This window comes from Mycoplasma sp. 1781, assembly GCF_053851675.1.
This window is the reverse complement of record NZ_JBSQBC010000004.1, coordinates 43,618-58,216: the sequence shown is the minus strand read 5'-3', so window position 1 is coordinate 58,216 and position 14,599 is coordinate 43,618. Positions and strand designations below refer to the sequence as shown.

The 14,599-nt window shown below is 27.9% G+C and carries 14 protein-coding genes and 1 other RNA gene; 5 read left to right on the top strand and 10 right to left on the bottom strand.

Annotated features, from left to right (window positions below; genetic code table 4):
* The 3 genes from ACWXVP_RS01130 to rplA all read left to right on the top strand — a co-directional run.
* The coding region (locus ACWXVP_RS01130; protein WP_456012682.1) for a hypothetical protein at positions 1–1,244 on the top strand (1,244 nt) is incomplete at its 5' end.
* Between the two features lie 295 nt (positions 1,245–1,539).
* Complete coding sequence (gene rplK / locus ACWXVP_RS01125; RefSeq protein WP_438340820.1) at positions 1,540–1,983, top strand: 50S ribosomal protein L11; 444 nt, start codon at positions 1,540–1,542, stop codon at positions 1,981–1,983.
* A complete protein-coding gene (rplA, locus tag ACWXVP_RS01120; RefSeq protein ID WP_438340819.1) occupies positions 1,983–2,675 on the top strand; it encodes a 50S ribosomal protein L1 in 693 nt (230 codons plus the stop codon). Before rplK ends, rplA begins: the two co-directional genes overlap by 1 nt.
* Positions 2,676–2,785: 110 nt before the next feature.
* Here the strand turns inward: rplA and eno are convergent, their stop codons facing one another.
* Positions 2,786–4,162 carry a phosphopyruvate hydratase gene (gene eno / locus ACWXVP_RS01115; protein WP_456012680.1) on the bottom strand — a complete coding sequence of 459 codons (1,377 nt, stop codon included), beginning with the start codon at positions 4,160–4,162 and terminating at the stop codon, positions 2,786–2,788.
* Between the two features lie 150 nt (positions 4,163–4,312).
* On the opposite strand from eno, the gene ACWXVP_RS01110 reads away from it, so the two are divergent.
* Both ACWXVP_RS01110 and tig read left to right on the top strand, forming a co-directional pair.
* Positions 4,313–5,014 (top strand): hypothetical protein, encoded by a 702-nt coding sequence (locus tag ACWXVP_RS01110; RefSeq protein WP_444705117.1) that lies wholly within the window; start codon positions 4,313–4,315, stop codon positions 5,012–5,014.
* Positions 5,015–5,062: 48 nt separating this feature from the next.
* Positions 5,063–6,496 (top strand): trigger factor, encoded by a 1,434-nt coding sequence (gene tig, locus ACWXVP_RS01105; protein ID WP_456012678.1) that lies wholly within the window; start codon positions 5,063–5,065, stop codon positions 6,494–6,496.
* Between the two features lie 125 nt (positions 6,497–6,621).
* On the opposite strand, the gene hpt is transcribed toward tig, so the two are convergent.
* The 9 genes from hpt to aspS all read right to left on the bottom strand — a co-directional run bounded on the left by hpt (position 6,622) and on the right by aspS (position 14,598).
* Positions 6,622–7,176 carry a hypoxanthine phosphoribosyltransferase gene (hpt, locus tag ACWXVP_RS01100; protein ID WP_438340815.1) on the bottom strand — a complete coding sequence of 185 codons (555 nt, stop codon included), beginning with the start codon at positions 7,174–7,176 and terminating at the stop codon, positions 6,622–6,624.
* The gene (locus tag ACWXVP_RS01095) at positions 7,146–7,817 is read right to left on the bottom strand and encodes a deoxynucleoside kinase (RefSeq protein ID WP_456002102.1); all 672 of its coding nucleotides are present in this window, start codon (positions 7,815–7,817) and stop codon (positions 7,146–7,148) included. The genes hpt and ACWXVP_RS01095 overlap by 31 nt, the downstream gene beginning before the upstream one ends.
* A 158-nt stretch (positions 7,818–7,975) precedes the next feature.
* On the bottom strand, positions 7,976–8,848 hold the full coding sequence (locus ACWXVP_RS01090) for a tetrahydrofolate dehydrogenase/cyclohydrolase catalytic domain-containing protein (protein WP_456012676.1): 873 nt from the start codon (positions 8,846–8,848) through the stop codon (positions 7,976–7,978).
* Between the two features lie 2 nt (positions 8,849–8,850).
* Positions 8,851–9,027, bottom strand: coding sequence for a DUF2188 domain-containing protein (locus tag ACWXVP_RS01085; RefSeq protein ID WP_438340812.1), 177 nt, complete (start codon positions 9,025–9,027; stop codon positions 8,851–8,853).
* Between the two features lie 625 nt (positions 9,028–9,652).
* Positions 9,653–10,045, bottom strand: a transfer-messenger RNA (tmRNA) gene (gene ssrA, locus ACWXVP_RS01080).
* A gap of 1 nt (position 10,046) precedes the next feature.
* A complete protein-coding gene (gene smpB / locus ACWXVP_RS01075) occupies positions 10,047–10,478 on the bottom strand; it encodes an SsrA-binding protein SmpB (RefSeq protein ID WP_455966273.1) in 432 nt (143 codons plus the stop codon).
* Positions 10,479–10,509: 31 nt separating this feature from the next.
* A complete protein-coding gene (gene rnr / locus ACWXVP_RS01070) occupies positions 10,510–12,654 on the bottom strand; it encodes a ribonuclease R (protein ID WP_456012674.1) in 2,145 nt (714 codons plus the stop codon).
* A gap of 12 nt (positions 12,655–12,666) precedes the next feature.
* Positions 12,667–12,909 (bottom strand): preprotein translocase subunit SecG, encoded by a 243-nt coding sequence (secG, locus tag ACWXVP_RS01065; protein ID WP_438340809.1) that lies wholly within the window; start codon positions 12,907–12,909, stop codon positions 12,667–12,669.
* A 15-nt stretch (positions 12,910–12,924) separates the two neighbouring features.
* Complete coding sequence (gene aspS, locus ACWXVP_RS01060; protein ID WP_444705112.1) at positions 12,925–14,598, bottom strand: aspartate--tRNA ligase; 1,674 nt, start codon at positions 14,596–14,598, stop codon at positions 12,925–12,927.
* Between the last annotated feature and the right edge of the window lies 1 nt (position 14,599).

The following is a 14,599-nucleotide window of genomic DNA, read 5'->3' as shown; positions in this document are numbered from 1 at the left end:
TACCTGTTTTGGCAACACCAGTTATAGCTCTATCATGTGCAAATCCTGCTAAACCGGAAAAACCAGATAAACCAGAAAAACCAGCTGAACCAATGAAACCAAAAAACCCAGAAACAAAAAACCCTCAACAAAAAACACCTGATAAAGAAAGTGATACTGATAAAAATCCTAATCCAGATAAACAAGGCGATACTGATCAATCAATGCAAGGCGATTCAGAGAATGATAAGCCAATTAAACCAGAAATTGAAACACCTGAATCAATTCAATTTAACAAAGACAAACAAGCAGTAATGCTTTTCGCTGAAAAAATTTCTAAGGTTGATATTTCAAAAGATAACTTTATTGGTGAACTTAAAAAAGAAGGGGCTGAGGCATTTAAAAAACTTGGCAAAAGTGATTATTATTTTAAAAATGTTTTAACAAAAGCATTTTCATTATTAATTAATCTTGACGATATCATTAAAAAAGATAAAAATCCAAATGTAATCATTCAATTATTAGGTGAAATTGATAACATTTTTACAAAAAGCTTATTCAAGGGACAAATCGATCCTCAACTTAAAAAAGAATTTAACAAAAATGTTAATTTAGGTGTTGAATTGAATAAACTTAATGTTAATTCGGATAAAAAATCAATAGAAGAATTTCAAAAATTACTTGAAGATGAAAAAAAATTAAATGAACTTCTGAAAAAATTTGATATTAAAGAATTTAATTACGAAGATGAAAAACTTAAAGATGCGCTTGAAAAAACTAAACTTTTACAGCCAGATAATATTCCACAACAAGCAAAAATTCAATTATTAGGAGAAATTAGTAAGCTATTAACAAAGACAGCAAGTGATTTGCTTTTCCCTAAGGGTGAAAATTTAAAATTCGAAGAAAAAACACAACAAGAAAAACAAATTGAAAACGTTAAAACTATTGTTTCTATGGTTAAAAATCTAAATATAGAAGCAAATGAATCTAGTTTTTCAAACCTTAAGAAAATGCTTGAAGAATATAAAGAAAATTACAAGAAAGATAATGATAAACTTTCTAAATATGGTCTTGGGGGAAACTCATATAATGAAAAATCAATTGACGAAGCAATAAAAACAACTGATGAACTAATTAAACTTTCAAAAATGAATAATTCAAAAGATGGCAATAATAAAAAATACCCAAACCTAAAAATTCAATTGCTGGATCATTTAGTTAGATTATTAATGCCAAGTAGTGCTGACTTTTTACAAAACTAAAGCCTTAGTAATTTTGTAAAGGTTATTATAAAGGTATCCGAATGTGGATACTTTTTTTATAAATTTAGTTAGAAAAGCATAAAAATTTCTAAAAAATTACTAATATAGAATTCTTATTATGCCTCTATATATGTCGATATTATTTATTTTGATTAAATTTTAAGATAAATATAATGAGTTTATTTTTATAAAATAAGTTATTTGCTATAATTTCTAGGTGCAATGTAAAATTGCCTAAAATGTGGAAGAATTTATTAATTCGTTTGAACCACAATTATCGAAAGGATTTTTAAAAATGGCAAAGGAAATAGTAAAAAAAGCTAAATTACAATTTTTAGCTGGACAAGCCAAACCGGGCCCTGCATTAGCAGGTGTTGGTATTAACATGCCTGAATTTACTAAAGCTTTTAACGACCAAACAAGAGATAGAGGTTCGGAACCAGTTCCTGTATTAATTACAGTTTATAAGGATAAATCATTTATTTTTAAATTATTTACTTCACCAACATCATATAAATTGATTCAAGCTTCAAAAATTAAAAAAGGTAGTGGAGTTCCAAACAAAGAAAAAGTTGGTTCAATTACTTTGGAACAATTAAAAGAAATAGCGGAATATAAAATGCCAGATATGAATGCAATAACTCTAGAAGGCGCTATGCATCAGGTTGCTGGAACTGCTAAAAATATGGGTATTACAGTTGAAGGTTATGAAGAATGACTAAAAGGAAGTGCTAACTAATGGCTAAGAGAGTTACAAAAAACGCTAAAGTTTTAAAAACATTAGTTAACAAAAAAGATATTTACCCTTTAGCAGATGCAATTGAATTAGCTAAGAAAGCTTCATTTGCAAAATTTGATGAATCATTAGATATTGCTATTAAATTAAATTTAGACACAAGAAAATCAGACCAACAACTACGTGGAGCTGTAGTGCTACCAAATGGTACTGGTAAAAGCATTAAAGTTTTAGTGGCTACCGATGAAGTTTCAGCGCAAAAAGCGGCATTAGAGGCTGGGGCAGACTTTGTTTATTCATCTTCAGAACTACCAGAAATTTTAAATCAAGATAAATATGAATTTGATGTGATTGTTGCCGATCCAAAAATGATGCTTGTTTTAGGAAAATATGGTAAAAAGCTTGGTCCAAAAGGTTTAATGCCAAACCCAAAGACAGGAACAGTTACAACAAATCCAGTTAAAGCTGTTGAAGAATTGAAAAAAGGTAAAGCAAATTACCGTGCTGATAAGGGTGGAATTATCCATGCCTCAGTTGGTAAAAAATCAATGCCTACTGAATTGTTGGCTCAAAATGCTGAAACCATAATTCAAACAGTTAAGAGATTAAAACCACAAACTGTTAAGGGAACATATGTTTTAAACATTGTAGTTTCTACTTCAATGGGTGCTGCTGTTAAAGTGAAAATCGATTAATTTGTTTTAAAAAAACTTGGCTTTTTGGCTAAGTTTTTTTAAAACAAAAATAATAAAATTAGACCAAACCCATAACAATTGGGGATTAGGTCTAATTTTATTTTGATATATTATTTTAAATTATAAAATGTTTCTCTTCCTTTAAACTTAGCTCTATTACCTAGCTCATCTTCGATTTTTATTAATCTGTTATACTTAGCAATTCTATCAGTTCTTGACATTGAACCAGTTTTTATTTCCCCGGTGCTAAATGCTACTGATAAATCAGCGATAAATGTATCTTCTGTTTCACCAGAACGGTGTGAGATCACAGGAACTAAATTAGCTTCTTGAGACATCTTGATTGCTTTGATTGTCTCTGTTAATGAACCAATTTGGTTAATCTTAATTAATGAAGCATTAATTGCTTTTTTAGTAATAGCTTCCTTTATATATTGAGGATTTGTTACAATTAAGTCGTCCCCTACTAACTGAACCTTTTCACCATACTTCTCATTCATTGCAATAAATCCATCCCAATCATCTTCATGGTGTGAATCTTCAATTGAAATGATAGGGTATTTATTAATCAATTTACCAAAGTAATTCACAAGTTCTTTAGTTGTAAATTCGTATTTATTTTTAGCATATTTTTCAAAACCAGCTCTTTTATCTAATAATGCCTTCTTAAATTTCTTAAATACATACTTCTTCGTCTCTGAATCATATAGTTCCGAACATGCAGCATCCAAGCAAATTGCAATCGAATTTACGCCTTCTGTTGCGGGATTAAAACCAGCATCCTTAATTGCTTTAACAAGAAAATCAAGTGCTTCCTCATGGGTATGTAAATTAGGTGCAAAACCACCCTCATCACCTACTTGTGTTCCGTGTCCTGCCTTCTTAAGTAATTTAGCTAATGTATGAAATACTTTATTTGCCATTTGCAGAGAGTGTTTAAATGATTTAGCCCCTACCGGCATAATCATGAATTCTTGAAAATCAATGGTATTTGAAGCGTGTTCACCACCGTTAATAACATTTAACATCGGCACCGGCAAAGTAAATGAACTTGCGCTAATTTGTTTTAAAGAAGCCAGATATTCATATAATGGCTTTTTAGCTTCGATTGCAGCTGCTTTTGCGCATGCTAGAGATACAGCTAAAATTGCATTGGCACCAAATTTTGATTTTGTTGGAGTACCATCAGCATCAATCATAATATTATCAATCAACTCTTGATTTTTTACATCATGCCCAATTAATAAACTGGCTATTTCATTATTTATATGATCGCAAGCACCTTGAACACCCTTTCCACCAAATCAATTATCTTCATATTTTGTTCCTTTATCACGTAGTTCTAAAGCTTCCTTTGATCCAGTTGATGCGCCCGATGGCACTAGAGCTTCAGCGAAAGCTTTTTTAGTGGTTATCTCAACCTTAACTGTTGGATTCCCTCTACTATCTAAAACTTCATATGCATATATTTTCTTAATTTTAGACATTCCTATTCTCCTTAAAAATTCTTTAAAAATAAAATTAATTTTCGTCATCTAATAACGCTAATTTTTTTATATATAAATTATAGAATTATTTATTAATTTAGAAGCAACATTATTTATTTTAATAATGTTAATAGTGTAAAATTTTATATTATGGATTTAATAGAAAAAGAATTTAATGATTTCATTGATAAAATAACAGAAATAAGATATGACGACCCGCTCAAAGCAATTTATCTCTTAGATAACTCGAGAAATAAATTTGTTATTGATGCAATGCAAAAAGAAATTGACGCTTTCAGAAATACTATATTATTTCAGATTAAAAAAAACAATTTAAAAACAAAAACCAATTTAGATACTTTATCACTAATTAATTCATTAAAAAACAAAAAAATGGATTATATTTTTATGCTTAACTATAATGAATTAAAAAATCGAGATATAAATGAATATCTATCTGAATTTCAATTCTTTTTTAATGGAGATGGTTTTGACAACGGAGGATTTCAAACGCTAATATATGATTTATTGCAAACAAAGAATGTTGATTACAATTACAAAGTTAATAATATAATAATTAATCCTAAAATAGATGGTTCATTTTTAAAAAATGAGGCAATTGCTAAACTGGAAAAAGAAATATTAACAATTTACAGCAATGATGTAGCAAAAAGCAAAATCGCCAGACAAGTATTCAGTGCATATTTATTCAAAAATTGAATTAATATTTTAAAAAATAAAACTATTAGCGAATATGAAGAAATAATCAACGTTACTAAGGTTTTATTTGGCGAAAGGGATGAAAATTCACTATCAGATAATGAAAAATCATTATATTCATTATTTAAGTAAATAATGTTATAATAATAACAATATTTTTTATTCAAGGAGAACAAAAAAATGTCAAGAAAATTCAATGAGGAAAATACCGAATTAATTATCGATTATACCATTAATGGCGAGGAGTGAACCAAGGCCTATGAAAAAGCCCAAAAATCATTAGCTAATGATGTTACAATTCCTGGATTTCGAAAAGGTAAAGCCCCTTTAAAAGAAGCTCTAAAAAGAGTTGATCCATTTAAAATTTTTAATAAAGTAATTCATGATAAATTTGATGATGTTTATAAAAATCATATAATTACTCAAATTAAAGACGAAGATAAAATTATTAATGATTATCACCCTAGTTTTGATGTTAGTGATTATTCTGACCAAGGTGCCACATATGTATTTAGATTCCCTCTATTTCCTAATGTAAATTTAGGTGAATATAAGAAACTTAATACTAAGTTAAACATTGCAAACATTGATAAAAAGATGATTGAAGGTACCAAAGAAACAATTCTAAAAAATTACGCTGTTTCCATTGAATCTAATGAACCAATAAAAATGGGTGATAGTGTAAATTTTGATTTTACTGGTTACATTAATGGGGAAAAATTTGAAGGCGGAGAAGCTGAAAAATTTGACATAGTAATAGGATCAAATCAATTCATTCCTGGCTTCGAAGAACAAATGGTCAATCTAAATCGTGGTGAATCAAAAGATATAAATCTTAAATTCCCTGAAACATATCATGCAAAAGAATTGGCTGGAAAAGATGTAGTCTTTAAAGTAAAAATTAATTCAGTTAAAACAAATAATTACCCAGAGGTAAATGATCAATTCTTAAAAGAAGCAAAAATAAATCCATTAGTAAACACTATCGAACAATTTAATGAATATGTTGAATTTGAAGCAACAAAAGCAGTTTTACAAGTAGCTTCGCAAACCTACACAGATGAAGCAATCAACGAAATCATCAAGAACTCTTCAATAACAATTTCTAACATAATTATTAATGAAGAAGCTGAAAAATATTATAAAAGTTTTATTCAACAACTAAAACAAAAAGGGATTAGCGAAAGAGATTATTTTGAATTCACAAAAACCAATAAAGAGGATGTTCTAAAAACATATCAAGATGAAGCCTTTAAAAATCTTTTTAAATCATTTGTTTTAGGAAAAATTGTAGATGAGGAAAATCTACAAATCACTGATGAAGAATATGAAAATAAGGTTAATGAAATAGCTAAATCATATAATTTAAAACCAGAACAAATAAAAACCTTCGTTTCAAAGAAATCATTGGAACAAAATGAACTACCACATAAAATTTTTACTTTACTAGTTCAATTTAGCGATTCTAAAAATTATGAAAAATATAGAAAATTAGAAGAAAATATAAAACAATATGAAAAGAATGTTGAACAAGCTATTGTTAAAATGGTACAATCAAAACCTAAGGACAATGATAAAGAATCGGCAACTAAGGCTGACAAGGCTGAAAAATAGATAAACGCAAAAATAAAAATGCAAGATTAAAGTCTTGCATTTTATAATTTCTTTTAATTATTCAGCAATGAGTGTATGCTTTGTGTATCAAGAAACAACTCTTTGTGGCAAGATTTTAATCACAATTAAATAATGCTTTTTTTAATTGTGCCTATATAAGGCAGCTGTCTCATTTTTTCTTCTCAATCAAAACCAAAACCAACAACAAAGTCTTCTTTTTGAATAATAAAACCATAATTATCAGGCTCAAATTCCACAATTCTACCACTAGGTTTATTTAATAAAGTAAGGACCTTAAGACTCTTAGGATTTCTAGATTTCAAAATTGACACAACCTTAGTCATAGTTTTTGCTGTATCGACAATATCTTCAACTATTAACACATCACGACCCTCGATATTATTAACAAGATCAAGAATTATCTTAACATTTCCTGATGGTTTGTCTTTCCCATCATATGAACTAGTTATCATAAAATCCGTAATAAAATCTATGTTAATTGTTTTTATCAATTGAGCATAAAACGGTAAGCATCCTTTTAATAAACCGACAAGAATTAAGTTATTTGAATTTTTATATGTTTCATTAACTCAATTGCTTAGTTCAATTATTTTTGATTCCAATTGTTCTTGGTTGAAAAGAACTTTTTCTATTCGTGGATCAATTGTCTTAACTGCCATTGTTTTTCCTCTTCATCAATAATTTTTACTACTTGCTTATATACCTCATCCTCAGATAAATTGTTTGTATCGATAATTTTGTAATTAAGTTGAAAATCATCAGCAAGTTCTTTAAAAATTTTATAATAATTTTCATGCAAGTTCTTGAAATAATCGTAATTAAGATCTCAATTATCTATTTCAATAGCTCTCCCTCGCTCAAAAATTCTTTTCTTAAAAGTATCAAAACTTATATCAAGAAATATTACTAAGTCCGGTAATTCGCTTTTTGTAATTAACTTAGAAAATAAGGCTTTGAAGCCATCAAAATATTTAGGTTCCTTTTTACTAAGAATTAACTTAGCAAAAATATAATGTTCAATAGAAAATCTATCCAAAAACAAATGCCGATCTATATCGGGTTTATCTTGCAATTTATTATAAATTTCCATAAATTTTGCTGAATGGTTTTCAATAATAAAACTTTGAAAACTAATAGTTAAATTTTGTTTCTTCTCATATAATCACTTTAAAAAAGTATTGAATACCTCATCATTTTCTTCAAATTCATTCAGTAGTAAAGAATTTTTATAATGATTAGCTAATTTGGAAGAAAGCGAACTTTTTCCCGCAGCAATCATTCCACTTATTCCTATTATCATAAAGACCCCCTAAATAAGAAAACTAAAAATATTTAAATTATTTTACTAAATGTTGTAATCAAAAAATAGTAAAAAAATAAAAAATAGCAATTTGTGTAATATGCTATTTTTTTATAAAAAAACAGTTAATAATTATATTAAAAAACATATAAAGTTAATTATAAATCTATCAATATTTTTGATAAAAAATTTGAATCGTTTTGCATATCATATGCCTTAACCAAATTAAGCATTAAGGCAATGATAGTCATGGGTCCAACACCGCCAGGTACTGGAGTTAAATATGATATTTTGTTATTTATCTTAGAAATATCAATATCACCGACAATTAAACCATTTATTCGATGTATTCCTACATCAATAAGGACAACATTATCCTTTAATTTTATTCCGTCCAGGCAGCCACGGCAGCCAGTTGCTACAACAACTAAATCATTCAATAATAAATCGTCCTTCGGAGTATTAATATCATATCTTCTTACATGAGACCCATTTTGCTCAAAATAATCAGCAAGCGGCTTTCCAACTATCTTGCTTTGACCGACAACGGCAATATTCATATTATTAAAATTAATTTGATATTTTTTTAATAATATAACAACACCAAGAGCTGTAGCAGGGAGAAATGAATTAAAATTAGTTAAAAAATTTGCTTCTTGATTCCATTGTGTCAAACCATCAATGTCCTTAGTTATATTAATGCAATTAAGTAACTCTTGTAGATTTTTGACTTTATCCGTTTGCAAAGGAAGCTGAACTAAAAAACCGGTTGTTTCTTTGTTCAGAATATCAATATTATGCTTTATTTCTTCTTCTGATACGTTTCTATTTAATTTTATTAATTTTGTTTTAAACCCAAGGAAATGAGCAATATTTAATTTATGCTTTATATATATATTAGATTCCTCAAGATCACCAACCTGTAATATACCTAAAATTGGCATTTTATCTTCTGCCATGTTTTCAAATTGCTTTTTTATTTTAGTTTGTATTTCTTCCTTAGTTTTTTTACCATCTAAAATATTGTACATTTTTATACTTTTCTAAATGCACCAGTCTTACTTTGCACATTAATTGACGTTGTATCCTTCAATGATTTTGCATAATCCATAGCTTCTTTTTGCGTTTTAAAAACTCTCAAAGCTCTTTGCCCTTTTGGGTTTTTTACTGCCCATCCATCAGGATGATTTACGACTAATCTCACTGCCATTATTTTTCCCCTTTTATTTTAAAATTTACAATAAAAATACTTTATATATTATAAAATCATACATTATTTTTTAATTAAAAATAAGCTATTTTATTTAAAAAAAATAAAAAAACTTTTTTTGTTATTAATATATTTTTTTATCAAAAAACCGGATTAAATTATTTTCTAAACTTTACATCAAAAAATAGCAATAAAATAGGTTTTTACGATAATTGTAAAATTTAACTTAACAATTCGGCGAGATTACAATTGTTATTTTGAAATAAAGCCACCACAAATTAATAATTTCATAAATTTATTTATTTGCTAAATATCTTAAATATTTTAAAATTTGCTATCTCCCAAAATTTTAAAAGGTCATTTCTTTCGATATCTTTTGAGTTTTTTTGTAAATTGAAAAAATAAATTTTAAGGAGTTTTTTTAATAATGGCGACTCTTTAACTTTCTACATCTATCATTTTACTTGACGTTGGTATATCGGTGATTCCTCTTATTCAGTTATTAATATTGCTATTTGTCTAATAAAAATTTTTACTATAATTTTTATCTAATTATTTTTATAATTGATTCTTAACATAAACAAAAAAACATGATGCCAAGGCATCATGCTAGTGTATTTACATTTGGTGGAGATGCGGGGAATTGAACCCCGGTCCATACATTGTAATATTTCAATATCTACAGTTTATTCTATTTTTATGCTAACCAGTTTTAATTAAAATAGAAAAAAAATTAAAAGGGTGTCAGTTTATTTGAGTCATTCAGCCCTTAACTGAAACAGTACTGAATCAAGCCCAAGACAACAAAATTCTTAAATGCGGGCCACATTATAAGATTTTGACCAGATTTTAATTAAGCAAATACTGGATTTAATTGACGATTCATAACGTTTGTCATGAAGTAGTCTTTTTCTTTTTTGTTTTCTAAGTTTGCATTTAAAAAAGCCTAGAAGTATTATGGTTTACAAGACCACTGCAATTGAAATACGTAAATATTTGTCGAAGCCATTACATCCCCGCTAATATATTTTTCTAAGGTTTCTTTTTAGCTCTTCTTGTTTAATTTTTTCACGTTTATCGTATTTTTTTAATCTTTTAGCCAAAGCAATTTCAACTTTTATATAATTGTTCACTCAATAAATCGAAAGGGGAACCATTATTAAGCCTAATCTATCAATTAAATTACTTATTCTCAAAATTTCTTTTTTATGCATCAATAATTTTCTTGATCTATCCAATTCGCCCTTAACTAGCATATATTGGGAAATATACAAATTATTAATCCAAACCTCATTTTTGTTGCTAATAGAGCAAAAAGCATTATCTATTTTTGCATTTTGTGCTCTCAAACTTTTTACCTCTCAACCAAGTAATGAAATTCCTGCCTCATAAGTACTATGAATCTCATAATCAAATTTAGCAAATTTATTTTTTATAATTAACTTTGGCATAAATAATATTATAAGATCAAAAAAAGAAATATTAACACAAAGACGCATTAATATTTCCCTTTTCTCTTTCAATTCCAATAATTTTTATTTTATAATTATGGCCAACCTTGAATAAAAGGCGGTCGCCTTTAGCTTCATAATTGGAAATTTTTATAACATTATCATCCAAATCTTCAAATCTTATTAAAACACTTGTTTGATATTCGTTAATATTAAAAAATACTCCAAATTTTTCAATAGAAACGGCCGTAGAAACAAATGTCTTATTGATTAGTGATTCAAAATATTCAGCTTTTCTAATATCAACAATGTCTCTTTCAACAGTCATTGCCGTTCTTTCGCTTTCAGAATTCATAAGCGCAATTTGCTCAATTTTACTAGATTCCTCCGAAAATTGTTCATCGCTAATTTTTTTACGAGCAAACAAATATTTCTTAATTAAACGATGCAATAATAGATCAGGATATCTTCTTATTGGTGAGGTAAAATGTGAATAATATTTAGAAGCAAGACCAAAATGACCGATATTTTTAGATGAATATACTGCTTTTTGCATTGTTCTAAGAAAAGCATTTTTTATATAATCATCCAATCCTTTTTCTTTTAGTTTATTTACCATTTTTGAAAAACTTAATGGGTTTCCATCAAAAGGTACCAATATATTATTTAAATGTGCAAATTTAATAAGTTCTTGAAGCTCAAAAAGCTTATCATCAGATGGTTTATCATGAACACGATATATTGAAGGAATATGGTTTTCAAACATCATTTCCGCTATTGTTTCATTTGCTCTAACCATAAAATCTTCAATCATATTTTCGCTTTCGCCATCCTCTCTTATTTTGATGTCTACTACCTTATTATTTTCTATAATTAACTTTGGTTCCTTAATTTCGAAATTAACATAACCTTCTTTGATCTTATATTGTCGAATAATTTTTGATATTCTTTGCGAATCATCCATTAATTTTTTTAATTCTAATGATACATTTATCTTTTTATTAAAATAATCATTCACTTCATTATAAGTTAGGCGATAATTAGAATTAATTACACTTTCATAAATATCTTTTTTAACATTATTACCTTCTTTATCTATTTCTAACTCAAGTGTAATAGTACATCTATCGACATTAGGGTTTAATGAACAAATTCCATTAGATAATTCATAAGGTAACATAGGTATAACCTCACCTGGCAAATAAATTGATGTACCCCGAAGCAATGCCTCACTATCAATTTTGCTTCCTTCTTTTACATAATAAGAAACGTCCGCAATATGAATATAAAGTTTTGTATTACCATTAGGTAACACAAAACATGATATTGCATCATCAAAATCCTTTGTATCTAGACCATCAATAGTAACAGTTAATAAACTGCGTAAATCTTTTCGTTGTTTAATTTCATGATCACTAACAGATGTAGGCATATTGGAAGCTTCCAGAAGAACACTATCATTGAATTTCTGGCTAACTTCATTTTCTGCGAGAATTTTAGCAAATGGAAATTCAAAAGAATTAATATTTGTAATAATTCTATTAAACTTAATAGCAATATTTTTTCCATTTGGTTCTAAAACAAAAACCTCAACAACATCATCTCTATTTATATTTTTAGGTATATTCATTAAATTAAAAATCTCAAACTTTCCTTTATCTCGATCATTTGATGCTTCGAAATAAATCTTCCCATTATGTGATCTTAAGAAATTTCCTATCAAAATATTTTTTTTATGTTTTAATAGTTTTGTAATTTTTGCCTTATATAACAATTCATTTTGATCGTTATAATAATAGAAAATTTTGGCCTCTATTAAATCGCCATCAAGTAGATTTCTTGTTTCAAATGGAAATAAAATTGCAGATTTTTTCTTCAATTCATCATTAGCGTCAATAAAATCAATAAAACCTAATCTTTTATTAGTTATTGCAACAATATCTTCGACCATTGTAAGATAAAAAATAGGAATATAGGAACCATCCCTCTTGTATTCGATTTTTTCGTTTTCTTCCAATTTTTTAAGTATTAATGATAAATCAGTATTTAATGATGGATGTATGTTTAATTTCTTTACAATTTCCAAAAAACTTAAACCTTGTGGATGAGATTGAATGAATTTTAATATCTCAACTGAGTCTAATTTTTTAACATTTTTAAAAAATTTATTGTTCATTATATGTAAGTTTTAACCTTGCTGTCAAACAACGCGCAAAATAATTGCAAATATAAACATTAAAATGCCTAAGGAAATCATCGACCATTTAAGAACTTTTTTAATTCCGCGTTCTTTTGAAATTTTAAATAGGTCAAGATCATTGCTACCAACAAGTGCACCGCTAAAACTATTAGAATCTGGGGCCATCATAAATGATATTCCTATAATACCTAAGGATATTATTAAAAGAATTACAACTAATGCTCATACCATAATATTATTTTTCTCCTAACTTTTAATTTCTATCCCATACTCAGCGAGTTGATCTTTTGCTAATTCTGATGGCGCTGAAGTAAGTAAATCTACACCTTTTGCGTTTTTTGGAAAAGCAATAACATCCCTTATGGATAATGATTTGGTTAAAATCATTAAAACTCTTTCAATACCAAATGCAATGCCACAATGCGGTGGTAAGCCGTATTCAAATGATTTTAAGAAGAAGCCAAATCTTGATTGTTGTTCTTTTCTTGATATTTTTAAAATATCAAAAATCATTTTTTGAATATTGAGATCATGAATTCTAATCGATCCAGAACCTAGCTCAAAACCGTTTAAAACTAAATCATATGATTTAGCTCTAACCTTATTAAACTCATCATTTTTCAAATAATGAACAGTAGATTCGTCAAATTGAGTAAACGGATGATGTGCAGGAGCATAAGAATTAGTTTCCTTATCAAATTCAAACATTGGCCAATTAACTATTCACAAAAAGTTTAATTTATTTGGATCTGCTAACTTATATAGCTCATTCAATAGTGTTCTTATTGCACCCAAGGCTTTTAAAACATTTTCTTCATCGTTACCGGCCGATATTAAAGCGATCGGGTTTGATAAATGAGTTGACTCTTTTTTTGTTGCAAGGTGTTTGCTAACTTCACATGATGGACAAGTTAAATCTAACGTTTCAAAAAACTCACCACCATTCTTATAAAAAATTTCATTAATTATATCAATATGCTCATTAACATCCCGGTCAAATATTATACCCTTTACATATTTCATTCCGAATTTATCACTCAATTCCTCTGAATAATCTTGAATTAAATATGGATATCTTGTGTCGGGTTTATCGTTTCCATAATGTTTCATTGAGTATTCGAAATCCATTCGTGGAAATTTTGTTTCAATATTATAGCCTAATTTTCCCAGAACTTCTGCTCACATTTCCTCACATAATGCAAAGATTTCTTCCTCCGAGCCAAAAGACATTTCAATATCTAATTGAGTAAATTCTGGTTGTCGATCCTTTCTTAAATCCTCGTCTCTAAAAACTCTTGCTAGTTGAAAATATTTTTCAACACCTCCAGCCATCAATAATTGTTTAAATAATTGAGGTGATTGAGGTAGTGCAAAAAACCTTCCTTTTTTTCTTGTTGGCACCAGGTAATCTCTTGCGCCTTCTGGAGTTGATTTAGCTAAAATAGGTGTTTCAACCTCAATAAAACCTTTCTTATCGAAAAAATTTCTAATATAAAGCGATAATTTATGTCTAATTTTAAGATTGTTCAATACTTTTTTATTTCGAATATCCAAAAATCTATATTCTAGACGTAAATCCTCATTTGCAGAATTATTCTTATCATCTTCAATATCAAAAGGGATTTGTTTAGATGAATTAAGAATTTGATATTCATTAACTAAAACTTCAATTTCACCTGTTTTTAAGTTTGCATTAGCATCAAGGCGCTTCTTAACGATACCATTAACCTTAATGCAACTTTCCTTGGTTAAAAGTGGGTCAGAAATATTAACAAACACCAATTGAATGATACCGCTAGAATCTCTCAAATCAACAAACATTTGATTCTTAAATTTCCTCTTAGTTGCCACTCAACCAAACAGTTCCACACTATTACCTATATTATTTATATCTAAATCTGCACAATATATTTTCTTCATT